General features: G+C 61.4%; 21 protein-coding genes. 5 read left to right on the top strand and 16 right to left on the bottom strand.

From position 1 onward, the window contains the following. Positions 1-88 precede the first annotated feature (88 nt). From J3485_RS02910 to J3485_RS02835, 16 genes are all read right to left on the bottom strand, one after another. A complete protein-coding gene (locus tag J3485_RS02910; RefSeq protein ID WP_206951082.1) occupies positions 89-1,330 on the bottom strand; it encodes an O-antigen ligase family protein in 1,242 nt (413 codons plus the stop codon). 63 nt (positions 1,331-1,393) lie between these two features. After that, positions 1,394-2,458, bottom strand: a complete 1,065-nt coding sequence (locus J3485_RS02905) for an NAD-dependent epimerase/dehydratase family protein (protein WP_206951081.1) — start codon at positions 2,456-2,458, stop codon at positions 1,394-1,396. Then, entirely contained in the window at positions 2,379-3,080 is a 702-nt protein-coding gene (locus J3485_RS02900; RefSeq protein WP_309476972.1) for a nucleotidyltransferase family protein, read from the bottom strand. The genes J3485_RS02905 and J3485_RS02900 overlap by 80 nt, the downstream gene beginning before the upstream one ends. 14 nt (positions 3,081-3,094) lie before the next feature. After that, entirely contained in the window at positions 3,095-4,270 is a 1,176-nt protein-coding gene (locus tag J3485_RS02895; protein WP_206951079.1) for a DegT/DnrJ/EryC1/StrS family aminotransferase, read from the bottom strand. 52 nt (positions 4,271-4,322) lie between these two features. Then, positions 4,323-5,288 (bottom strand): transketolase family protein, encoded by a 966-nt coding sequence (locus J3485_RS02890; RefSeq protein WP_206951078.1) that lies wholly within the window; start codon positions 5,286-5,288, stop codon positions 4,323-4,325. Continuing rightward, positions 5,285-6,103 carry a transketolase gene (locus J3485_RS02885; RefSeq protein ID WP_206951077.1) on the bottom strand — a complete coding sequence of 273 codons (819 nt, stop codon included), beginning with the start codon at positions 6,101-6,103 and terminating at the stop codon, positions 5,285-5,287. Before J3485_RS02885 ends, J3485_RS02890 begins: the two co-directional genes overlap by 4 nt. After that, positions 6,100-7,056, bottom strand: coding sequence for a GDP-L-fucose synthase family protein (locus tag J3485_RS02880; RefSeq protein WP_206951076.1), 957 nt, complete (start codon positions 7,054-7,056; stop codon positions 6,100-6,102). Before J3485_RS02880 ends, J3485_RS02885 begins: the two co-directional genes overlap by 4 nt. A 2-nt stretch (positions 7,057-7,058) precedes the next feature. Then, a complete protein-coding gene (locus J3485_RS02875; RefSeq protein ID WP_206951075.1) occupies positions 7,059-8,054 on the bottom strand; it encodes a GHMP family kinase ATP-binding protein in 996 nt (331 codons plus the stop codon). A gap of 196 nt (positions 8,055-8,250) precedes the next feature. Beyond that, on the bottom strand, positions 8,251-8,745 hold the full coding sequence (rfaH, locus tag J3485_RS02870) for a transcription/translation regulatory transformer protein RfaH (protein ID WP_206951074.1): 495 nt from the start codon (positions 8,743-8,745) through the stop codon (positions 8,251-8,253). A 670-nt stretch (positions 8,746-9,415) separates the two neighbouring features. Beyond that, entirely contained in the window at positions 9,416-10,783 is a 1,368-nt protein-coding gene (locus J3485_RS02865) for a sensor histidine kinase (protein WP_206951073.1), read from the bottom strand. After that, positions 10,776-11,480, bottom strand: a complete 705-nt coding sequence (locus J3485_RS02860) for a response regulator transcription factor (protein ID WP_206955610.1) — start codon at positions 11,478-11,480, stop codon at positions 10,776-10,778. The genes J3485_RS02865 and J3485_RS02860 overlap by 8 nt, the downstream gene beginning before the upstream one ends. A 4-nt stretch (positions 11,481-11,484) precedes the next feature. Continuing rightward, positions 11,485-12,975 carry an alkaline phosphatase family protein gene (locus tag J3485_RS02855; protein WP_206951072.1) on the bottom strand — a complete coding sequence of 497 codons (1,491 nt, stop codon included), beginning with the start codon at positions 12,973-12,975 and terminating at the stop codon, positions 11,485-11,487. Positions 12,976-13,037: 62 nt separating this feature from the next. Continuing rightward, positions 13,038-13,790, bottom strand: coding sequence for a TonB family protein (locus tag J3485_RS29220; protein WP_206951071.1), 753 nt, complete (start codon positions 13,788-13,790; stop codon positions 13,038-13,040). A 10-nt stretch (positions 13,791-13,800) separates the two neighbouring features. Then, complete coding sequence (locus J3485_RS02845; protein ID WP_206951070.1) at positions 13,801-14,202, bottom strand: ExbD/TolR family protein; 402 nt, start codon at positions 14,200-14,202, stop codon at positions 13,801-13,803. A gap of 2 nt (positions 14,203-14,204) precedes the next feature. After that, on the bottom strand, positions 14,205-14,918 hold the full coding sequence (locus tag J3485_RS02840) for a MotA/TolQ/ExbB proton channel family protein (RefSeq protein ID WP_206951069.1): 714 nt from the start codon (positions 14,916-14,918) through the stop codon (positions 14,205-14,207). 54 nt (positions 14,919-14,972) lie between these two features. Beyond that, positions 14,973-17,249 (bottom strand): TonB-dependent receptor, encoded by a 2,277-nt coding sequence (locus J3485_RS02835; RefSeq protein WP_206951068.1) that lies wholly within the window; start codon positions 17,247-17,249, stop codon positions 14,973-14,975. A 352-nt stretch (positions 17,250-17,601) separates the two neighbouring features. Between J3485_RS02835 and J3485_RS02830 the strand changes: the two genes are divergently transcribed. The 5 genes from J3485_RS02830 (at position 17,602) to coaE (ending at position 23,041) form a co-directional block, all read left to right on the top strand. Further along, positions 17,602-18,894, top strand: coding sequence for an HlyC/CorC family transporter (locus J3485_RS02830; protein ID WP_206951067.1), 1,293 nt, complete (start codon positions 17,602-17,604; stop codon positions 18,892-18,894). Positions 18,895-18,999: 105 nt separating this feature from the next. Further along, the gene (locus J3485_RS02825) at positions 19,000-20,217 is read left to right on the top strand and encodes a GspE/PulE family protein (RefSeq protein WP_206951066.1); all 1,218 of its coding nucleotides are present in this window, start codon (positions 19,000-19,002) and stop codon (positions 20,215-20,217) included. After that, complete coding sequence (locus J3485_RS02820) at positions 20,214-21,479, top strand: type II secretion system F family protein (RefSeq protein ID WP_206951065.1); 1,266 nt, start codon at positions 20,214-20,216, stop codon at positions 21,477-21,479. The genes J3485_RS02825 and J3485_RS02820 overlap by 4 nt, the downstream gene beginning before the upstream one ends. Before the next feature lies 1 nt (position 21,480). Beyond that, positions 21,481-22,431: a prepilin peptidase gene (locus J3485_RS02815; RefSeq protein WP_374192403.1), complete on the top strand. Its 951-nt coding sequence runs from the start codon at positions 21,481-21,483 to the stop codon at positions 22,429-22,431. A 4-nt stretch (positions 22,432-22,435) separates the two neighbouring features. Beyond that, positions 22,436-23,041, top strand: coding sequence for a dephospho-CoA kinase (coaE, locus tag J3485_RS02810; protein WP_206951064.1), 606 nt, complete (start codon positions 22,436-22,438; stop codon positions 23,039-23,041). Positions 23,042-23,205: the final 164 nt, after the last annotated feature.

The raw sequence follows: 23,205 nt of genomic DNA, 5'->3' as shown, positions 1-23,205 counted from the left end.
TGACCGCTCCAATCCGTTCAAAGTCGCCTTAAATCGCGCACTCAATCGAGCCGTGCATTCAATTCACCCACCGATTCAAGCTGTTTGTTTAGGCAACGCTTGGCCAAGGCCTCCGGTCACAAATTTCGTCATGAGCGATTTTCGTCGGGGGGGTCAAAATTTCTCGATCGCTGTTCAAGGTGGCGCAGATGCCGATCATTAGCCAGCCAAACACGTCGTATCCCACGAATTGAAAAAAACCTGTTACGGCGTACGCAAGAAGTGCAACGCCGAACACTTTATGCTCGCCGCTATTCGATCGCAAGGATTTCCTAATGGTCGATATCAGCAGAAGCGCAAATAAAACACCGGATTGAAAACCACCGTCTATTGTGTTCTGCAAGTAAATATTATGAAAATTGTTTTCCACCAGCGCTCGACCTATTTGACCTTCGAGCAAATTAAATGAGTTCCCTATTCCGCTTCCCCAAGGGTGGTTCATCAGCAATTCGACCCCATTGGTCCAGAGCAGCGCGCGCCCAACCGAGTCGTTGTCCAGCTCGGAACCGATGGACAGGAAGCGAGTGACGATGTTGTCCTGAGCGGTGGACACATCGACAAGTACCGCTGCAATCAGGCCGAGCACCAGTAGGGACGCGAACAACTGTTTCAAATTCGGCTTTTTATGAAACTTGAAGAGCGCCGCCATGACACAGACAATAAATCCCGATCGACTTTGATATAGAACGGATATGACTATCGAAACTGCCAACGCCACCCAAAAGCGCTTATCCTTGAGCAAAAAGATCGCCGCTATTCCACAAAACGTAGCCTCGATATTTGGGCCGCCTGATGAAACCCACGGAACATCAAAGAATGCCCCCTGCCCCACGACCGCCGCCCGAAGAAATAAATTAATATACAGAATGGCTTTTATCGCAACGACGGCAAGATATAACTTCGCAGCCTTTCTAAAATAAGTCAACACCGTCTCACAGCCTAAATATCGAATCAGATGAAACCCGAAAATAAACGTAAGAGCCGCAAACGGCAACTGAATGAACTGCTTATTGAATCCAATCTGCCAATAAACATAGCCATTGGATAGCAGCGCGACCGCGAAATAACTCCAAATCAATTTCGCTCGTGCAGGAAAGCACAGCGGTCTGCGTATTAGGAGTTGCCCCAAGCATAGAAGCGCCAACACATGGTACAGGCGAATCGAGGAGCCCTTGTGCGTGATCTCTACGAGTACGATCGCGGGATAGAAAGAAAAGACTACGAAAAGAAACGCGATCGGCGCCGCTGGCTTGAAGGGCTTCGTTGCGATCCTGAACGGATTCATTGCCATCTGAAGATTGGCCCTTTCTGTTCCGCGGCAAACATTCCTACGGCTTGATTGTGCCTGCTCGTTTCAGACATTGCCGTAGCGAGTATTTTTGACCATCGTATAGCCTTTGACGAGTTCACTGATGCCACGGTCGAGAGAAAACTCGGGCTTGAAGCCGGTCGCTTCGATTTTAGCGTTCGATACGATGTAATTGCGCTGGTCAGGATCCTTGCCGACCGGAGCTTCGATATACACGAACTCCGGGCACTGCCGTTTAATTCGCTCGCACAGCTCTTTCTTGGAAACGTTGGCATCCGAGAGCCCAACATTGTAGATTTTCCCGGTCATATCTTCGTGATGAATCAGCCCGTGCTGAAACACCCTTGAAACATCCCGAACATGAATATAATTTCGCTTGAAATGACTCTCGAACAGAACGACGAATCGATCATGGACCGCTCGGTATGTGAAGTCGTTGACGAGCAGATCGATTCGCATTCTCGGAGACATTCCGAAGACGGTCGCCAACCGAAAGCTGATGGCCGACGGATGCTCCATCAACGCCCTCTCGATGGCTACCTTTTCGATCGCGTACTGGGAAATCGGCCGCAGCTCGGATTCTTCCGTGCAAAAGTTGTTTTCGTCGCCACTGCCATAGGCGCTATTGGTCGTCGGCATCAAGACGATCTGCTGCTTGGAAAGCAACCTGAGCATCATCTCGATCGCATCGTGGTTGATGGTCGTCGCACCCACGGGATCGGCGCTACAAAGCGGCGCCCCGACCAACGCGGCAAGAGGGATAACGACGTCCGCCTCTTTCATCAGCTTCGCCATCGTGCTTTCGGAGCGAATGTCGCCCTTCACGATTGAGAAGTTAGCGTAGTGACAAGCGTGATTCAAGCTGGCCTGCTTGTACATGAAATTGTCGAGCACCGTGACCCGATGACCTGCGGCGAGCAGATCCGGAACCAGTGTCGACCCAAGGTAGCCTGCGCCCCCTGTCACGAGAATGTTATAGGACTCCAATGTTTGCCCCCAATTGTTGAAAAATTGCCCGCACCCCAATGCTTCAGCGAAGCATCTCAGATGCGCGGCGATAATCGTCCGGCACGCCGATGTCGATGAAGCCCCCCGGGAAAGCCATCCCATACAAGGAGGCGCCGGCCCGCAATGCCGACGGCAGCAGTTCCTGTTCCAATGAGACGCTGTCTCCAGGGCGAGCGCCGGTATGCAGCAAGCAGTCGGGTTCGATCAGATAAACGCCGCCGTTAGCCAACGCGCCCACTTCTCCCCGTTCGACCTCCAGCGAATGCACGCGCCCATCCTCGGCCACGCTCAAGCCCATGTAGCGTCCGGCCTCATTGCTGCGAAACAGGGCAAGGGTCCAGTCGGAATCGCGTTCTGCATGAAGCGCTGCCAGCGACCGGAGATCGACCTCGAAATAAGTGTCGCCGTTGAGGACGAGGAAGGGCCCTTCGCCGGTCAGGCGGCTCGCGGCAAGGAGGACACCGCCCCCCGTACCCATCGGGGTCTCTTCAATCGCGTACTCGATCGCGGCATCGCGGTAACGGCTTCCAAAGTGAGCCGTGATCGCGCCATGCAGATAACCCACCGAGAGAACGAAGTGCTCGATTCCCTGGCCGATCCAGTAGTCGATCTGATATTCGAGAAAGGGGCGGCCGTTCACCGGCGCCATGGGTTTCGGCAAATCAGGGACCGCCGCGCGTAAGCGGGTTCCCAAGCCCCCGGCCAATACGATGGCGTGCCTCACCACGTTTGCCTCGCTCAGTCGACGGAATTAAGGATGGCGCAAACCTCGTCCACTTCTCGATTCTTCAGATCAGGAAAGTTGCCGATGTAGAAGCCGTAGAAATGGATGTGCTCGGTTTCGGGAAACGCTTTGTGGTAACCCTCGGGAACGATGCTTTTCAGGTAAGGCTGCCTCAGTTGATTGCCACCACCGGCACTGCCCCGACGAAACTCGATCCGCGCTTCCCGCATCGTCGCCATTACCCGCAGAACAAATGCGTCGTCTGGCTCCCTAAGCACCACATTGAATGCGTAATTGCTCGATCCCTCGAGCTTGAAATCGGTCCGATACTTCTTCGCATCTATCCGACTCAGGAAGCGTGCAAAATTCTTCGTACGGCGTTCTACGTTGGTGTCGAGCCGCTTGAGCTGACTGCGCCCTAGAATGCCTCCGATTTCCGTATTACGCACGTTGTACGCAGGGAAAGCAAAAATGAAATCCGGGTTCAATTCGGGGTTCTGCTGCTGATGCGTCGCCCGGACCGCCGGGTCGTTCGCTTCTCGAACCATCCCATGCGAGCGAAGCATCCGAGCCTGCTGATAGACGTGCGGATCGTTCGTGCAAATCATCCCGCCTTCGATGGTGCTCAGGTGGTGGGCATAGTAGAAGGAAAAATTCGAAACCCAGCCGAAGCTACCTAGACGCTTGCCATCGTGAGTTGCGCCGTGCGATTCGCAAACGTCCTCGATCAACGGGATCTTTCTCCGTTGAAGCGCTTCAAGCAGTTCGTCCGTCAAACCGTCGAAACCTTGGGCGTGGGTCAGAAACACGGCCCGCGTCTTTTCATTCAGTTTGGCGAGGATTTGCTTCGAGTCCATCGCCAGCGAGCGCGGATCAATGTCGACGAACACGGGCGTGAAGCCGTTCTGCAGTACGGATGCAATGTCGGAAACCCACGTCAGCGAAGGCACGATCACTTCTCCGCCTTCCGGATGCCGAATCTTGAGGATCGCCATCGTAAGCAGGTTTGCCGACGCGCCCGAGTTCACGAAGACACTGTGCTTTACCCCCAACCATTCGGACCATTCCTCCTCGAAGGCCCGGACGTTCGCTCCATGCGTGAGAATAGGATCGTCCTGCTTCAGATGCTCGATGACGAGATCCAGATCTTCTCGGGCAATATTGTTGCGCATCAAAGGATACGACGACACGATTTCTCCACGTGATCGAATCGGAAGTTTGAGGACACCTCGCGGCTACCGTTTAGGCGGCGACCCTGTTCGCGAAATCGTGTATGCCTCTTTGTACCGCTTCGGGGCCGATTCCGACGAGTTCGTGAAGCTCGGTGCGTGTGCCCAGGTCGAAACGGTAGGCACCGTCCACCCCGATGTTCAGCATCCTTTTATTCAGCCCGCTTCGCGCCAGAAACTCGAACAGCATTGCGTCCATTCCGCCACGCCCGCGAAAGCCCTCTTCCAGCGAGACGATCCCTTCATACGTGCGCAGTGTTTCCTGAAGCATCGCGGCCGAGAATCGCGACAAGTCGAACAAGTCGATGACACCGACCTCTAGTCCAACCTCGTCCAGACGTTCTGCGACCTTTAGCGCGGTGTGAAGCATGTACCCGGTCGCAATCAAACAAATCGTCTTGCCGCGCCGATGAAGATGAAATCCGAGATCGGCATTCGGCGCGGCTTTGTCGTAGACAACGGGCAGTACCTGCGCGTCGAAGCGCAGATACCGCAGGCCCGGCCCATTCACGCATTGATCGAACATCGATGCCGCCGTGACGTGATCAGCGGGAGACAGGACACGGACGACCGGAATCGCTCGCATCAACGCCAGATCTTCATAGCACTGATGAGTCGGCCCCGAGACCACGTAGCTATAGCCCGCGCCTACGCCGATCAGGTTGACGTTCATCGGCCGCACTTGCGAGAGCAGCGCCAAGTTGACACGAATTTGCTCACAGCATCGCATCGTGATGAACGGTGCAATGGCGTAAGCAAACACTTTGAAGTCTTCGAGCGCCAGCCCTGCGGATACGTTGATTAGGTTTTGCTCGGCAATCCCGACATTGACGAAACGATCCGGGAAATCTGTTCGTATCTTGTCGAGCACCGGGGAGCCGAAATCGGCGGTCACGAAAAAAACTCGAGAGTCTTCCGCCATCGCGCGCCAAATGCGTTCGAGAAAGGCATCGCGCATGGCCAACGGTTTGTCGCTCACGAATGTTGCTCCAGCAGACGATCGATAAGTTCCGGCTTCGGATTGATGATGTGCGAGAGGGGAGCATTCTCGAGGCCCGGCACGCCATGCCCTTTCAAGGTCCGAGCAATGAGCGCCTTTGGTTTGCCGTCGAACTTGCCTATCTGAGCGTGCAATGCGGCTTGCACCGCATTCACGTCGTGCCCATCTACTTCGGCGCAATCCCATCCGAATGCTCGAAGCCGGTCGGAGAGCGCGCCGTGCGAAACGATGCTATCGGTGTAGCCGAGCATGCTGATGTGATTATCGTCAACGACGAGATGCAAATTATCGAGTTGATGCTGAGAGGCAAACATGATTGCCTCCCAATTGGCGCCCTCGTGGAGCTCTCCATCGCCGGTCACGACGAAAACGTGGCGATCGCTACCTTTGCGCCGAAGCCCGAGCGCGATTCCCGCCCCCACGCCCAGGCCGTGGCCCAGAGAGCCGTTTACCGTTTCATAGCCCGGTATCACCGGATCGGGGATGCCGCCCAAAAAGCCGCCCGCCTCACCCACGCTTTCGAGCGCTTGCATCGGAAAAAATCCCAGATCCGCGAGAATCGGATACATGCAGATCGATCCATGCCCCTTGCTGATGATGCAGCGGTCACGCCGCGGCGAGCGAGGATCGCTGGGGTCGAAGCGGACGATGCCACCGTAGTACAACGCGGTAAATATCTCGACCGCGGAAAGCGACGATGCCAACCGAGTTTCGGGCGCCCTTCGATGGATAGCCAGCGTCTCTCTCCAGACCCAACGCGCCTTCTGTTGTAAGTCGATGGAGCGATCGTTCATGCTTTAGCCTCCGCGTTTTGCATAGCTTGCAGATACCACCGATAGGTATCCTGGAGCCCAGCGTCGAATTCGACGCTGTTGCGCCAGCCAAACCCCTTTATTCGACTACTGTCCAACAGTTTCCTGGGGGCGCCGTCCGGCTTCGAGGTATCCCATTCGATCTCTCCCGCATACCCTGTCACGCTGGCCACCGCCTCCGCGAGTTCACGAATCGACAGATCGCATCCCGTTCCGACATTGATCGGAAATCGCAGGTGTTCCGTATCGCCTTGCAGGAGTGCGATGCACGCATCGGCCACATCGTCGGCATGGATGAACTCGCGGCGGGGGTTGCCGCTTCCCCAAAGCGTGACGCTCGCGGCGCCCCGTTGCTTCGCTTCATGGAAACGGCGTATCAGCGCGGAAAGGACATGCCCCGATTTCGGGTCGAAATTGTCATTGGGACCAAAGGCGCTGTTGGGGATCAAGGGTATGAATCGCTGCTCGCCATATTGCTGGTTGTAGGCCAAACACATTTGCACGCCGGCCAACTTCGAGACCGCATAGGCAAGACTCGTTGACTCCGGAATGCCGGAAAGAAGCAATGATTCGGGCATGGGCTGCGGACAGTCGCGCGGATACATGCACGACGAGCCGAAAAGGATCAACTTTTTCACGCCCGCTCGGTGTGCCGCTCTCAGCACATTTAGTTGAATCGCAAGATTCGTATTGATGAAGTCCGCCGGATACAACTGATTCTCGACGATGCCACCAACGCGTCCGGCCGCGAGAACGACGTAATCCGGACGGCTATTGTCGAAGAACTCATCAACCGCGCTCGACTCAGTGAGTTCCAGTTCGTGATGCGGCTTCAACAGCAATCGTTCAAAACCGACACGCCGGAGTCGGCGTACGCACGCCGAGCCGATCAGGCCAGTGTGGCCCGCGACGTAGATCCGCGATGTAGCGTGCACGATTACAGCCCGTTCGGTTGATACAGCACGACTCGGCTACCGGAATCCTCGAAATCGAACGGCACATGGACCAAATGGCTCAGGCGCTCTCGAATCGCGGGTTGATCTTCAGGTTTAGCAAACAACAGAAAAAAACCGCCGCCGCCCGCGCCGAGAATTTTCCCTCCAATCGCACCGGCTTTGCGTGCGGCCTCATAGACATTGTCGATCTCAGGTGTGGATACCAAGTGCGACAATCTACGCTTGCATTGCCAACTTTCATCGAGAAGCTTACCCAGATCCTCGATTGGCCGATTGGTGTTCCTGAGAATCTCGACGGCCTCATCCACCATTTCCTGCATACGCGTGAGTTCGCTCTCGCGTTTATTCAGATTTTCAATCTTTGATTTAGCCACTTCTGAGGCAATTCGCGAAAGCCCCGTGAAGCACAGCATCAGGTGATCGTGAAGCTCGCCTAGTCGAGCGGTAGGAAGTATCAGCGGCGACACATCGAATGAATCGTCGCTATGAAAGTCGATCCGATTGAATCCGCCAAACGCCGCGGAGATCTGATCCTGAGATCCGACATTCTCGCCGATCAGCTCTTGTTCGATGTGGATAGCATCCTTGGCAAGCGTACCCTTATCTACCATTTTCCCCCGGAGGGCTTGCAGCGCGTGCGTCAGGCCAACCGTAAACGCAGAGCTCGATCCCAATCCCGACCGAGCGGGAAGATCGCCATCATGATGTATCTCGAGCCCTTCTTCGACCTCCGCCCAATTGAGTACGGCATGCACCGACGGGTGCTCGATCTGATTGATCGTTTTTGCATTTTCAATACGAGAGTAAACGATTCGATATTTATGATCGAAGAACGGCGGCAATGGCCGGCACGAGATGTAGCAGTATTTGTTGATGGTCGTTGCCAGAACGGATCCGCCATGATCCCTATACCAACGAGGGTAATCCGTTCCGCCTCCAAAAAAAGAGATTCTGAACGGCGTGCGGCTAATGATCATTGAAACCCCCGACTACCAGGAAGGTAAGGCCGGCTCAGCCTCGCTCGCGCATGCTACCGCCCTGCCATGGCGCGATTGGCTAAGCGCAGCTGAAGATGATCGGTATTCTCTACCACGAAATCCAATACTCGCTGCTTGGCACGCCGATGGATACGTCCATCTAGGCGCACCGCCAGTCAATGGGGACGCTCCCCCCTCAAGCCTTCGTCAACTGCGCTATCGGTACGGTCAGCCGCACAGGCCGGCTTAACAACTCGATCAACACCATCGCGCGCTGGTTGCCGTCACTCATCTGGTAGACGGCTTCAATGCCGGCAAACGCACCTTCGACCATTCGAACCCGCTCTCCCGGCGTAAATAACCGTTCGGGATGCCTGGCTTCGATTTCGGCCGGCGCGCGCAGCACCGATATCAACGCCTCTTCCACTTTAGCCGCTCGGCCTCCGAACATCACGAGCCGGCTGACACCCTTTGTAGATCGAATAGGGGCCCAGCTTTGGCCGGTTCCACTATCGTCGAGTTCGATGAAGAGATAACGCGCGAACATGGGCTCGACCACGACGCACTGCTTTCCGCGCCGAATCCTCTCGATCGTAAGCAAAGGCAAATAGCACCTGTAGCCTTGCCGTTCGAGATTTTCAACCGCGCGCCCTTCTTGTCGCGGCCTTGTATGGACGAGATACCAGTTCATAAGCCATCCCGAGGCTCGACGCGTGCGTCACCGCGCTGGCAAAAAACCAGTGACCACCCATCCTTGAACCGCTGGCTGGAGTCGTCGAACGATTGGGAGTGCCTAGCGCGGCTGACGACGAACTTGTCGGCAATGCTGGCGAGTGTGGAGCTCAGCGACATCGCATCCATCAAAAGCCAAAAGACTTGACGGAACGGACTGCCGGCAGCATGTGTAAGATAAACCCAAAAAAAGAGCGTACCAATGCATATGCACGGTAGGTAAATAGGGTGCCAGGCATCCCATCCATATCCGAATCGCCGGAACCGCCCCATCCCCATTATTTTCCCCACTTGCGTTCTGAGTAACTTCGTGGTCCGTTCATTACGTTGCCGTCTGCTCGGCATGCAACGTCGCGAAGCCATTCTAAGCGATCAGGACTAGGCGATCAAAAGTCCGAACGTCCGTATTAACGCTAACTTTTTACGAACAACATACTTAATCTTTCAATTATTACAGATTGCATTTGCACCCGAGAACTCGGACAACGGACAGACTATATTGGCTATTCGATCGAATTGGGACACTCGAGGAAAGTTTATTTCTTTCAATAACCAGACTCAATTCTTTCAATGATGATCAATTTTATTTCGATTTAGCGTGATCGTGATTGTGGTCCCTGATGCAGCAGTCAATGCCCTCCCTCGAAATGCAGCTCGATCCGGCACCCTGGGCGGTTATCGCCAATGGCGAGCGTCGCGCCGTGCACGCGCGCGACCGCTGCCACTAGGCTCAAGCCCAAGCCATGTCCATCGGTCGACACCGCTTGTCCGACGCTGCGATAGAACGGGCGTAGCACAGCCTCCCGCTCACCGGCGGAAATGCCCGGCCCCGTATCGATCACGGCCAAGCGTGGAGCGTCCCGCCCGCCGACCCGTCGCGCCTCGAGTCCAACCACCCCGCCGGCGGGGGTGAACTTCAATGCGTTGTCGAGCAGATTCTCGACGGCGCCGAACAGCAGATCGACGTCGCCATGCACGCGCACCGCATTGTCCGTCTCGATCCGCAGCTCGATCCCGCGTTCCTGCGCAACGGGTTCGTACAGATCGAAGATATCGTGCACCAACGCATCGAGCCGCACCTCGCCGAAGCTGCCGCGACGCTCGCCCGCCTCGACCTCGGCAATCCTCAGCAAGGCGGTGAAGCGGCCGAGCACCACGTCGACCTGACCGATCGCCGCATCGAGCGCCTGTTCGTAGTCGGCCGGCAACGCGCCACGTCGTCGCGCACGCTCGAGCCCGGCGCGCAGCCGCGTCATCGGCGTGCGCAAATCGTGCGCGATACCCGCACACACGCCGCGCACCTCGATCACGAGTTGTTCGATCTCGTCGAGCATCGAGTTGACGATCACGACGAGACGATCGACATCGTGCCGCGAGCCCTGCGTCGGCAGCCGGCGGCTCAGATCGCCCGACATGATCTCTTGCGCCCGCTCTGCGATCTCGCGGATGCGTCGGTTCGACAAGGCATTCATGGCTGCGGCGAAACCGGCCGCGAGCACGATCGTCAACGCCAGCCCGCCGCATAGCGTCCGGATCAGCGTGGTATCGAAATCGCGAATCCCGTCTGTCGAATGGCCCACCACGACATAGAGGCCGCTCGTCGTCGGCACGACGATGCCGCGATAGTAGTGGGCGCGCTGCTCGCCCTCTCCCGCCGGTGTCGAGTAGTCGAAAGGCTTGCCGGGGTGTTGATGCGGAAGCTGCCGGATATTGCCGGCAAGCCAGACACCGCTCAGGTCGAATAGGCCGTAGGGCCGGCTGCGCGCCACCTCGCGCCGCGCCAGCGCCGAGATCTCCGCGATCGCGTCGCTGCGCCCGATCGTGTGGAATTCGTTGACTTCGCCGAAGAGACGATCGTCGATTTGGTGGACGAGATAGCGGTCAGTCAGCCAGTAGAGCAACGCGAAGAGCAGAACGGCGGAGACGACGAACGCCACGGACAATGCGGCGATGCCCGTCGGACGAAGACGCCGGCTCGAACGCTCGATGCTACGCATGCAGCGTATAGCCCACGTTGCGCACGGTATGGATCAGTTGCGGCAGCGCGCCGTTCAAGCTGATGCGGCGACGCAGTTGGCCGATGTGCATGTCGATCACGTTGGTCTGCGCGTTGAAACTGTAGCTCCACACCGCCTCGAACAGCATCGCGCGCGTGACGACTTGTCCGGCGTTGAGCATCAGGTACTCAAGCAGCGCGTATTCGCGCGGCTTGAGCTCGACCGGTTGGCCCGCGCGACGCACCGTGCGCAGGCGCGGATCGAGTTCAAGGTCTCCCACGAGCAGACGTGCATCGTTCACCGACACGCTGCGTCGACGCAGTAGCGCATTCAGGCGCGCGGACATCTCGAGTGCGTCGAACGGCTTGGTGAGGTAGTCGTCGCCGCCCGCGCGCAATCCGCGCACACGGTCGTCGACCGCCGCCAGCGCGGATAGGATCAGCACCGGCGTGCTGCGGCCGACATTGCGCAGCGTCGAGAGAATCGACAAGCCGTCGATATCGGGCAACATGCGATCGAGCACGATCGCCTCGAACGCGCCGTCGAGCGCCTGCTGCAGCCCCTGGTGCCCGGTCGCGACGCACAAGGCGTCGAAGCCGAAGTCGTCGAGCGCGGCGCCGAGTTCGGCACTCACGAGCGCGTCGTCCTCCACCACCAGGATGCGCGGACGGCGCGCCACACCGGCAAAGCCCGGCATTGGATTACGGGCCGACGCGCGTACCGCCGGCTTCGTTCTGAGCGAGTGCATGAGGAGAGGTCCAGTTGACGCCCGGCAGTATGCCGGCACCTTCGCGCACGACGGCCTGCAGCGTGTCGGGCGAGAGGCCGAGCGCGCTGACCACGGTCGGCGCGACCTCCGTCGTCGAGACCGGATACCGGACGCGTCGGCCGCCGGCGAGCCGCGGGCTCGACAGGATCAACGCAACGCTCGTGTCGTCGTCGTGAAATCCTCCGTGCTCGGCCAGCTTGCCATCATTGGGTGACGTGTAGATGACACCGTCGCGCGTCACCACGACGAGGTCCGGCGTGCGGCTGTCCTTCGTCGGAGACGGGAACAGTCGGGCCAAGCGCGTGCCGTGCAGCACATCGCGAATGCCCAGTTCCTTCGCATGCGCGCGCAAGGCTGCCGCAATCTTCGCGGTGGCCGACGGATCCTTGAGCCAGATCAGCGCGCCATGATCGACGGTGATCTGGGCAAGCGCGCCGGGTGCGGCGTCTCGCACGGCCTGCTCGAGTTTGTCGCTGTCGATCTTATGCAGCAGGGCCCGATCGATGGGGCCGTTGCCGTGCTTGGCCGTGATCACGATCAGCGTATCGTCGCGCAAACCTTTCTTGTCGAGCTCCTGCACGAAACCGCCCAGCAAGCGGTCGACGAAGCCGATTGCCGCGTCGAGGCCCGGTGTGAGGTTACCGTCCGCGTCGCGCCAGCCGTGCAGCTTCTCGCCGACATTGACCGACTGGAAGTTCATGCCGAAGACGTTCGGCACCGGCGCATCCTTGCTGCCGTCGTGCGTGCGCCCGTCGATCTGGTTCAGAATCGCACGAGCCTTCATTGCGTCGTAACGCTCGGTCTTGGCCAGCGAACCGGTGATCTCGGTGGTGGACACGTTGTTCATGCCCTCGTAGTTCGCGCCGATCTCCGGTAGGAAGAGGTCGTCCACGCCGTGGCCCGACGGGCCTTGCACGATTTCATAGGTCGGATGTTTGTCGATCCATGCCGTATAACCGCCCGCATCGCGCACGGCGTCGAAGATCGTGTTCACGCGCAGGTACGCATGCGGAAACAACGGCACGCACCCGTTCTTCGGATCGCGCGGCATCTTGCTGGCGTCGATCACATTCTGCTTGCCGGTATCGACGCTCTCGTCGTAGCGCACGCGCGTGCCGAGCTTGCTGCAATCGCTGCCGGGCGCGGCGAGGCTGCGGTCGTAGCTGTCGTCGTAGTACACGCCGGTCACCGCGGGCGTACCGCCGGTAACGAGCGCCATCAGGCCTGGGAACGAATCGGCGGGCACGACGGTATGTGCGTTCGTATAGGCGACGCCTTCATCCCTGAGCTTGGCCAGCGTGCTGTCCGGATGCGCCGAGGCAAAGTGCGCGAGATCCGAGCCGTGCAGGCCGTCGACGCTGATCAGGAGAACGTGATGAACAGGGGCGCCGGCCGGCAATGCTGCCTGGACCGGAGCGGCCACACACGCGAACGTGGCGATGCACAAAGAAACGAGCGGGGAGGCAAACGGAGCAGCGAACGCTTTCATTCTTGGTTGTCTAGATTGAAGTTGACCCACAATTGTTCGGATAGGCTTTTGCCGGCAAATGCCGCCGGCGGCTGCGGATAAGCCGCATTGCGCACCGCGGCGAGCGCGGCGCGATCGAGCATGCCGACGCCGCTCGACAGCACGAGCCGGACATCGGACACCGCGCCGTCGCGATAGACGAAGGCGACGCGCGCGCGACCATCCATCCCGGCCATACGAGCCGCTTCCGGGTAGTGCAGCGCGGCCTGGATGGCGGCGCGCAGCTCGGCGTCGAAACTGGCATCCGGCCGCGACGGTGGGCTCGGCGGCGGCGCTCGATGGGAAACGGGCGCAGCCTCGGTCGGAGCGGCAGTCGGGATCGGCGCTGGCGCGGGCGGTGCCACCGGTTGCTGCGCGGCCTGCGGCTGCGCAGCGGGCTCGACGTGCGCCACATGCTCGAGGTGCCGCACCTGATGCACGAGCGGCACGCGACGAGGCTGCGCGACCGGCTTGGGCAGCGGCTTCGGCGGTGCAGGCGGTGCGGGCGGCACGGGTTCTGGCGCCTGCACGGGCGGCGCGAGCGCAATCGTCATCGGCGGGGGCGACGGCAGTTCGCGCGGATGCGCGAGCCAGACCAACATGCCGGCCAGCATCAGCGCCTCGGCCGCCAACGCAAGCGCGGCCGACCGATAAAGCGGATTACGCGCTCGCACGACGGGCGGAGTCTGCGGAGTCTGGATAGGGGATGGCGGTCGCGTTTCGATGGTCACGGCCTGCATCTCAGTTGCCCTGGCTCGGCTGGGCCGCGAGCGACACCTGCGTGACGCCCGCTGCACGGCATGCGTCCATCGCCGTGACGAGCGCCTGCAACTGCGCTTGCTTCGAGCCCGCGATCGTCACGACTGTATGCACGCGATCCGGACGCGCAGCGAGCATCGCGGTCAGGTCCGCGGCGCTCAAGGTGCGGCCGTCGACCGAGATGCCGCCGTCGGCCGACAACGTCACGGTGACCTTCGGCGGCGGCAGGCTCTGCGCGCTCGTACTGGACGGCAACTGCGTGCGCAGGCCCGCGTTCGGAATCATGTGCAGCGTGATCATGATGAAGAACACCAACAGAAAAAACATGATGTCGATCATCGGGATGATCTCGATGCGCGCCTTCTTCGCCTCGAAATACTTCACGTTCAGGCTCCGTGTTGCAGGAGCGAGCTGACCACCACGTGCGGCGCGGTGCGTTCGAGCTTCACGCCCTCGTGCGCTTCGTCCCTTGCTGCGCCCCGTGCTGCGTCCGCTAGGCGGTTGACGAGCGCCGTCTTGAGCGTGTCGAGTTGATGCATGACGACGCGCACCCGGTTGTTCAACCCGTTGAAGAAGACGAGGCCGATCATCGCCACGAACAGGCCCGAGGCGGTTGCAACGAGTGCCTCGGCTACGCCGCCCGTCACCTGCGTCGGCGCGTTGCCCGGATCGGACAGCACTTGAAACGCGTTGAACATGCCGACGATGGTGCCGAACAGGCCGAGCAACGGCGCGAGCGTGACGATCGTATCGAGCACCCAGAAGAAGCGGTCGATCTGAGGCGCCTTGCGCATCACCACTTCCTCGAGACGCATCGACAGCGCCTCGCGATCGGCCTGGCCGGCCAAGCGGCCCGCCGTGCCGAACAGGTCGGCGCTCGGCATCCCCTCGTCGCGCACGGCCCAGCTTGCGAGCGTCGTCGCGCCGGGCGTGTCGACACCATCAAGCGCTTCGAGCGCTGCGCGCGTCGTCCGCGCGACACGCTGCAGATACCACGATCGCTCGATGATGACGGTCAAGGCCACGAACAGCAGCGCGGCGATGACATAGAGCACGCCACCCGAATGATTGGCGAGGCGCAACAACGTGTCGGTAGACATGAGACGGAACTCCTTGGCACTGCAACGGTAGGAATAACAAATACGAATCGTCGATCAGAACGTCGTCGAGATCGTGCCGATGACGGCGCGGCCCGGCGCAGTCCAGAACAGCGGCGTACCCAGCGCCACCGTGTTGCCGGCCGTGCCGATGATGCTCGTGCGGTTGAACACGTTGTCGATCTGCAAGCCGATCTTCGTGTCGTGCGACCACGGCGTCAGGTTGTCGATCGTGTACGTCGCGGCCAGGTTGAACAGGCCGTAGCCGCCGAGCGGCTGGCTATTGCCGTTGACATCGGTGTAACCGTTAGGCTGGCGGCCGACGAACTTGAAGATCGCCGATGCGTCGAGCGGACCGCGCGAATACAGCAGCCCGGCCGCGGCCGTCATCTTCGGCGCGCTCTGCACCCAGCCGGAGCCATCCTTGAACTTTGCCGAGTTGAGCGTGAGGTTGGCGTAGACATTGAAGCCATGGCCGAGCGAAACCGTGCCTTCCGTCTCGAAGCCCTTGTAGTCGGCGCCGCCGCCGTTCGAGAAATAAGTGACGCCGCCGACGGTGTGGTTCTTCACCATGTTCAGGAAGTCGATGTAGTACAGGTCGGCGTCGAACGTGACGCGATCGCTCTTGTACACGGTGCCGAGCTGGTAGTTGTTGGTCTGCTCCGGATCAGGCTGCCCCGACACCGCCGGAGCATTGACGTAGAGCACGTTCAGGTTGGGCGCGAGGTATCCCTGCGCGAACTGGACGTACGTGCTCCAGTTCGGGTTGAGTCGCTCGTTGACCGTGATCGACGGCAGCAGCTTGGTCCACGTATGGCCGTAATCGAGCGGCGTGCCCGTCTTTTGATTCTCGGGCGTGTAGATGTTGCGCGAGAAGTCGACATAGCGCAGGCCCGGCGTGATCGTCAGACCGTATTGCGGCAGCTTCCACTCGTATTGGGCGAACGGCTGGAACACCAGGAAGGTGTCTTGCATCGTGTCGTTCAGCACCGGGTCCGACGGCGGCAGCGCGAAATTGAGCGTGTCGTCGACGTCGAAGTTGTTGCGGAAGTTGGTCTGGTACGCGAGCCAGCCGCCAAGGGTCAGCTTGCCGGGCCCGAGATCGCGCTCGGCGCTGAAGATGTCGCCCCAGGCGCGGTAGTTGTTGTTCATCTCGACGCCCGGCACATCGTTCGCACCAGGCAGCGCGGCGCCCGTATCGGTCGTCACGCCGTTGGGCGATTCGCCGTTCGGATCGGCGCCGTTGAAGCCGTTGTGGTAGTACCCGTAGGTATAGATCTTGTTGTTGAACGTCCAGGAGAATTGCTTCGTGCGGATGTTCAAGTATTCGAAATCCGTGTTGATCTTGTCGAAGTTGTAGCCGTAGTAGGCTTGGCTCGTCGGATCGCCGGACAAGCCGTAGTCCGGGCCGAACTGAGCGATCTGCGCGGCCGTCGCACCGTAGGAAACGTTCTGGTGCAGATTGTTGTAGTCCGCGAATATCGTCAGCAGCGTATCGTTGCCGATCGGCTTTTCGAGCTTGAAGTACAGGTTCTGACGACGCTGCGAAGCGTTCGTGAGGTAACCGTCGCTGCTGCCGTCGGTGCCGCCCACCATCACGCGCGCATCGCCCCAATTCTGCATCACGCCCGAGTTGTACTCGAGGCCCCCGAGGGCCGTGTCCCAGCTCCCGTAAGAGCCGAACACGGTAAGGCCCGGCGTGGCCGAAGGCTCCTTGGAGTCCATGGCGATAGTGCCGCCGAAGGTCGCGAAGCCGATCTGGCTCGCATCGCCCGGGCCGCGATCGACGTTGATCGAGCCGATCTCCTGGTTCGTGAAGAACGAGGTCGAGTGGTGCGTGAAGTCGTTCGAATCGCCGAACGGCACGCCGTCGAACGTGACGTTGTACTGGCCGTCCTGGAAGCCGCGAATCGACAACGCCTGCGACTCCATCAGGCCGGAACCGTTCGGATCGACATTCATCACGCTCGGCGCGATCGCAACGATATCGCTGTAGTTTGCGGTCGGCGCGGCGTTGTTCTCGATGTACTTGCGGCTGATCTTCGACTGCGGCTCGGTCGCCTCCAGCGAGGATTGCGTAGGCGCGTTCGCCGGCGCGCTCTCGCGCTTGGCCGTCTTCTTGGCGGCGAGGTCGACGTCGGTCGTCGCGGTGCTTTTTACTGAACCCAGGTCGCCCGAGGCGGGGGCCGGAGTGGGAGTGGGCTGGGTCTGCACGGGCTGGGGCTGAGTCTGCGTGGCCTGAGCATGAGCGGCCTGGGCGCCCGCCATGCAGAGGGCGGCAAAAACGTAGCGCGTCAGCGGTTTGAGACGAAGTGGCGCATGCACACGTTGCATGATTCGGCGTCCTTGTTTCTGTTGGATAGGCGGAAAGGCATTGAGATCGGACGCCATCCTAAAGACCGGCCGTTAATCACACGTGATGGAAAACTTACGTAGTTAAGATTGCCTTACGGTTCGCCTGCGAAGGTTGGCGCAGCAAGGCGAACACGCCTAGGCCCAGAGGCCGCGGACGAGCCATTTCGGGCTCAAAGTGTGGTTTGGATCGAGCGGGTAGGAGGAAAAAGCATCTGACTCAAGGCAGTCCGTTCATGACGCGGCGCTTGCGGCAGAGGGCCTAGGGCCCGAGGGCTCCCACCCGCTCTGCTATATTCTTGCCATCCCTTTCATTGCCACTTCAGCACGACGCGTGGAACAAATTCCCTTGTGGGCGCAGATCGGCGCCGTTTTCGTTCTACTTTTCTGCTCCGGCTTTTTCTCGATTTCGGAAACGGCGATGATGGCGCTCAACCGCCATCGGTTGAAGTATCTCGCCGGCAAGGGTGCGTTCGGCGCGAAGACGACGCAAAGCCTGCTCGCCCGCCCCGATCAACTGCTCGGCGTCGTGCTCATCGGCAACAATCTGCTGAACACGATCATCCCCGTGCTCACGACGTCGATCGCGCTGCGCACGTTCGGACGCAACAACCTCGTCCTGTCGATCGCAACGGGCATCGTCGCTTTTCTCATCATCGTCTTCGCCGAAATCACGCCGAAGATCGTGGGCGCAACGTTCCCCGAGAAGATCGCGCTGCCAGCCAGCCTCGTCATCGCGCCGCTCATGCGCGTGCTCAAGCCGGTCGTCTGGTTCGTCAACCTGTTCTCGAACACGATCTTGCGCGCGCTTCACATCAACACGAAAGGCGGCCGCGAGCAGCGCATGAGCACCGAAGAGCTGCGCGCAATCGTGCTCGAATCGGGCAGCTTCATGCCGACCAAGCACCGCAGCATCCTGCTCAACCTATTCGATCTCGAAAACATCTCCGTCGAAGACGTCATGATCCCGCGCCGGCGAATCGAGTCGCTCGATCTCGACGCGCCGTTCGAAGAGATCCTGCATCAGCTCGAAACGTGCTACCACAACAAGCTGATCGTCTATCAAGGCGACATCGATCGCGTGGTCGGCGTCCTGCACGTGCGCAAGACGCTTGCCGCGCTGCACAAGCAGGAACTCACGCGCGAGACGCTGCGCGCGCTGTTGACCGATCCGTACTTCGTGCCGTCGGGCACCCCCGTCTTCCAGCAATTGCAGTACTTCCAGGAAACGCGCCATCGCACAGCGCTCGTCGTCAACGAGTACGGCGAACTCGAGGGGCTCGTCACGCCCGAAGACATCCTCGAAGAGTTGATCGGCGAGTTCACGACGTCGATTCCTCGTAGCGCCGGCACGCGCACGGGCTGGACGGACAGCGGCGAATGCATCGTGGCCGGCAGCATGCCGCTGCGCGAATTGAACCGCTGGCTGCAGATCACGCTGCCCACCGATGGGCCCAAAACATTGAACGGCCTCATCCTCGAGACGCTAGAAGAGATCCCCGAAGGCGACGTTTGCCTACAGATCGGCGACGTGCAACTCGAGGTGCTGCAAAGCGACGATCAAGCCGTACGCACCGTCAAGTTGTTCAGACCCGGCGCTCGCGCCTCCAAGCCCTCGCACGCTTAGCGGCGCAGCATCGCGCGCATTGGCCGATCGGCCGAATAGCGCGCCGGTGAGGCGCAGGCGAAGATCGTCGCATTGCGTTCTTCGACGGCACCGCGCCGCTCTTCGATGCCTGCTTCCTTGTCGTTTTTCCTGCGCGAAGCACCCGGCCCGCCCGATGACGGGCCCGCCGCCCGCCTCTTGGCCGAAACGCTCAACCGAGCGGCACAGCGCGGAGCATCCGATATTCACGTCGAGCCTACCGAGCACGGTTGGCGCATTCGGTTGCGCGTGGACGGCGTGCTGCACGAAATGCCGTCTCCTCCCGCGAATTTACGCGACGCGTTCGTCACGCGCGTGAAGGTGCTCGCGCGCCTGGATATCGCCGAGCGGCGCGTCCCGCAAGACGGTCGCCTGCGGCTCGCGGTCGCGCCGGGCAAGGTCGAAGACTACCGCGTGAGCGCGCTGCCCACCGTACATGGAGAAAAGCTCGCATTGCGGCGACTCGAAGCGCTGCCACCCGATCTGTCGCTTGCCGCGCTCGGCTTCGATGCCCGGCACAGGCCGCTCGTCGAGACAGCCATTCGCGCACCGCACGGGCTCGTCCTCGTCACGGGCCCTACCGGCAGCGGCAAGACGCTTTCGCTCTACGCATTCCTGCAGATGCTCAACGATCACTCGCGCAATCTATGCACGGTCGAAGATCCTCCTGAAATTCAACTGGCCGGCGTGAACCAGGTCAGCGTGCGCGAGAAAACAGGGCTCACGTTCGCGGTCGCGCTGCGGGCGCTGCTTCGGCAAGACCCGGACGTCATCATGGTCGGTGAAATTCGCGACGCCGAAACGGCCGACGTCGCACTCAAGGCCGCGCAGACGGGGCATCTCGTGCTCGCAACGCTGCATACCAACGATGCCCCCAGTGCGATCGGCCGTCTCGTCGACATCGGCGTGGCGCCGTACAACCTTGCTAGCGCGCTGCGGCTCGTCACGGCGCAGCGGCTCGTGCGGCACCTGTGCCCCCATTGCCGAACGCCTGACTCGCTCGCGCCGGCAGCGCTCGCCGCCGCCGGGTTCGTCCGTGAAACACCGTGCGATTGGACGCCCTATGCGGCTCGCGGCTGCCCGGCCTGCCATGGCGTCGGCTACCGAGGCCGCGTGGGAATACATCAAGTCATGCCCACGTCCCTCGCCATCCGTGAACTCGTGAACGCCGGCGCAACCGGTCAGGCAATCGCGCGCCAAGCGCAAGCCGACGGAGCGGCATCCCTGCGCGAAGCAGCGCTCACGCGCGTCCGCGAAGGCGCGACGAGCTTGGCCGAGGCCATCGCGGCCACGGATGCCGCATGAGCGACGTCAAATCGGCACACCCCGACGGCACGCGCTTCGCGCCGCATGCACCGCCCAAGCAACCGGCTGCGGGCGAGCGGCGCTTTCGCTGGCGCGGCGTCGCTCGCGACGGCAAACGCCGCGGCGGCTCGCTCGTCGCACCCGATGCCGCAACGGCCCGCGCGCAACTGCGCGCCGCCGGCATCGTGGCGGCGCGGCTCGTCGAGGCCGGCGCGGCCAGGCCTCCAAGGACGGCGGCACGCGAAGTGACAGCGTTCACGCGACAACTTGCGACGCTGTTGAGCGCGGGGCTGACGCTCGCTCAAGCGCTCGATCTCATCGCGCAAACCGCTCGACGCGACGCGATGCCGCGCGTCGCCCGCGGTCTTGCGCGCCGCATCGCAGGAGGCGACCGATTCGCGTCGGCGCTCGCGGCCTATCCGAGCCAGTTCGACCGGCTCTACCGGGCGCTTTCGGCAATCGGCGAGGCCACCGGTAACCTCGCGCTCGTGCTCACCCGCCTCGTCGAGCATCGCGAGCGCGCCGCCGCGCAGCGCGGCAAGCTGCGCGCGGCGCTCGCCTATCCTTGCGTCGTGCTGCTGCTTGCCATTGCCGTCACGGCCGCCCTGCTCGCGTTCGTCGTGCCCACGTTCCAACAGGTCTTCGCCAGCTTCGGCGCCGCGCTGCCAGCGCCGACGCGCGCGGTGATGGCGCTGTCGCACGCGCTGCTGCGCTGGGGTCCGCCGTCGCTGGCTGCGTCCGCCGCGCTGTTGCTCGTCGCTGTACGCCTCGTTCGCCACTCGCCGCGAGCGCGCGAGGCGCGCGACCGCTTGCTGCTCGCGACGCCCGCCGTGGGCCCGCTCGCGCGGGCGGTCGCAGCGGCGCGCTGGTCGCGTGCACTCGGCACGCTGCTCGCGGCCGGCACACCGCTTGCCGATGCGCTGCACGCGCTCTCGCACGTCACGGGCAACGCCACGTTCGACGCCGCGAATGCACAAATCGAAGTGCGCTTGCGGCGCGGCGAGCGGCTCGCCGCAGCCATGCGCGCCGTCGGCTGCTTTCCCGCGGCGCTCGTCGAACCCATCGCGGTGGCGGAAGAATCGGGCGCACTCGATACGATGCTGCTCGATTGCGCCGAGTTGGCCGAGCGGGAGGTCGATGAAAAACTCGCGCTCGCTTCCGCCTGCGCCGAGCCGCTCGTCGTGATCGTCCTGGGGCTCGCGGTCGGCGCGCTCGTCGTCGCGCTTTATCTGCCCGTCATCGAACTGGGCAACGTGGTGTAGCATGCCCCCCATTCGCCACTCGGCCATGATCACGACCTCCTCCGTGTACGCCTCCGTCATCAGCGATCCGTTCGCGCGCCTATCCCTAGGCATCGGCGCCACCTTCGGCGCGCTGCCGCCCGTCTGGCAATTTGCGTTCGCCATCGCGTTCGGCCTCGCCATCGGCAGCTTCGTCAACGTCGTAGCGCACCGGCTGCCGATCATGCTCGAGCGCGCCTGGCGTCTCGAGATCAGCGAGGCAACCGGGCAAACCGCCCCCGCGAGCGGCCTGCCTGCGCGATACAACCTGTGCGTGCCGCGCAGCGCTTGCCCGCATTGCGGCCACGTGCTGCGCGCCCACGAGAACATCCCCGTGTTCAGCTACGTCTTGCTGCGCGGCCGATGCTCCGACTGTCGCGCACCCATCGGCCTGCGCTACCCGATCGTCGAACTCGTGAGCGCGGCGTTGGCTGCGGCCGCGCTCGCCTTCTACGGGCCCACGGGCACGGGGCTCGCCGCGTTCGGCCTCACGACGGCCCTGCTGGCGATGAGCGCCATCGATGTGGAAACGCGCCTCTTGCCCGATTCCCTGACGCTGCCGCTGCTATGGGCGGGCCTCATCGTCAATTTCGACGATACGTTCGCTACGCTGCACGCCGCGGTAGCGGGCGCCATCGCGGGGTACGTTTTCCTCTGGTGCGTCTACTGGCTGTTTCGGTTCGCGCGCGGAATAGAGGGCATGGGTTACGGCGACTTCAAGCTGCTCGCGGCGCTGGGCGCGTGGCTAGGGTGGACCGCATTGCCGCAGATCGTGCTGATTGCGGCCGTGTCGGGAGCCGCCGCGGGGCTCGTCGCCATGTGGTCGGGGCGCTTGCGGTTCGAGGAGCCGCTGCCGTTCGGCCCATTCCTCGCGCTCGGCGGCATCGTGACGCTGTTCGCGGGTACGCCGCTCTTTCATCTGCTCGGAAGCTGACGCTATGTTCGCCGTTGGGCTCACCGGAGGCATCGGCAGCGGCAAATCGACCGTTGCCGATCTGTTCGCAACGCACGGCGTCGCCATCGTCGACACGGACGTCATCGCACACCGCGTCACGGCGCAGGGCGGCGCCGCCATGCAGCAGATCGAGCAAACCTTCGGCCCGCAGTTCGTCGCACCCGACGGCTCGCTCGACCGCGCCAAGATGCGCGCCCTCGTGTTCTCCGACAATACGGCCAAGGCGCGGCTCGAAGCGATCACCCATCCGCTCATCCGCGCCGAAACCGCACGCGACCGCGAAGCGGCGAAAGGCCCATACGTCGTAATCGTCGTGCCGTTGCTCGTCGAATCGGGCACTTGGAAGTCGCGCGTCGATCGCGTGCTCGTGGTCGACTGCGGCGTCGAGACGCAAATCGCACGCGTCATGCGCCGCAACGCGTTTTCGCGCGAACAGGTCCTGGCGATCATGGCGCACCAAGCCGCACGCGAGGCACGGCTTGCGGCGGCCGACGACATCGTCGTCAACGACAATGCGTCGCTCGAAACACTGGCACAGGAAGTGCGCCGCTTGCATCGGCGGTACCTGGCACTCGCGCGTTCGAGATGAAGAGGACATCCTGCTAAAACGCGTCGGAACCCAAGAACGCTCCGCAACACAAGATGTCGAATCCGCAGCGAGAATGACCGCGTACCATCGCAAAACGCTCGATTCCATGAGAGCGCAGTAAAAAGTGCCCGATTCCGCGATTGCGGGGGGCAATCTGCGGCATT

Origin of the sequence: Trinickia acidisoli (assembly GCF_017315725.1) — a bacterium.
Classification (GTDB): domain Bacteria; phylum Pseudomonadota; class Gammaproteobacteria; order Burkholderiales; family Burkholderiaceae; genus Trinickia; species Trinickia acidisoli.
This window is presented reverse-complemented; position numbering and strand designations above follow the sequence as displayed.

Excerpts from the sequence above, each read along its gene's own strand:
- J3485_RS02860 (WP_206955610.1), bottom strand. The coding sequence starts at position 11,480 with ATGCCGGGCTTTGCCGGTGTGGCGCGCCGTCCGCGCATCCTGGTGGTG.
- coaE (WP_206951064.1), top strand. The coding sequence starts at position 22,436 with ATGTTCGCCGTTGGGCTCACCGGAGGCATCGGCAGCGGCAAATCGACC.
- J3485_RS02865 (WP_206951073.1), bottom strand. The coding sequence starts at position 10,783 with ATGCGTAGCATCGAGCGTTCGAGCCGGCGTCTTCGTCCGACGGGCATC.
- J3485_RS02905 (WP_206951081.1), bottom strand. The coding sequence starts at position 2,458 with ATGGGATGGCTTTCCCGGGGGGCTTCATCGACATCGGCGTGCCGGACG.
- J3485_RS02825 (WP_206951066.1), top strand. The coding sequence starts at position 19,000 with ATGCCTGCTTCCTTGTCGTTTTTCCTGCGCGAAGCACCCGGCCCGCCC.
- J3485_RS02820 (WP_206951065.1), top strand. The coding sequence starts at position 20,214 with ATGAGCGACGTCAAATCGGCACACCCCGACGGCACGCGCTTCGCGCCG.
- rfaH (WP_206951074.1), bottom strand. The coding sequence starts at position 8,745 with ATGAACTGGTATCTCGTCCATACAAGGCCGCGACAAGAAGGGCGCGCG.
- J3485_RS02840 (WP_206951069.1), bottom strand. The coding sequence starts at position 14,918 with ATGTCTACCGACACGTTGTTGCGCCTCGCCAATCATTCGGGTGGCGTG.
- J3485_RS02835 (WP_206951068.1), bottom strand. The coding sequence starts at position 17,249 with ATGCAACGTGTGCATGCGCCACTTCGTCTCAAACCGCTGACGCGCTAC.
- J3485_RS02910 (WP_206951082.1), bottom strand. The coding sequence starts at position 1,330 with ATGGCAATGAATCCGTTCAGGATCGCAACGAAGCCCTTCAAGCCAGCG.
- J3485_RS02875 (WP_206951075.1), bottom strand. The coding sequence starts at position 8,054 with ATGATCATTAGCCGCACGCCGTTCAGAATCTCTTTTTTTGGAGGCGGA.
- J3485_RS02885 (WP_206951077.1), bottom strand. The coding sequence starts at position 6,103 with ATGAACGATCGCTCCATCGACTTACAACAGAAGGCGCGTTGGGTCTGG.
- J3485_RS02815 (WP_374192403.1), top strand. The coding sequence starts at position 21,481 with ATGCCCCCCATTCGCCACTCGGCCATGATCACGACCTCCTCCGTGTAC.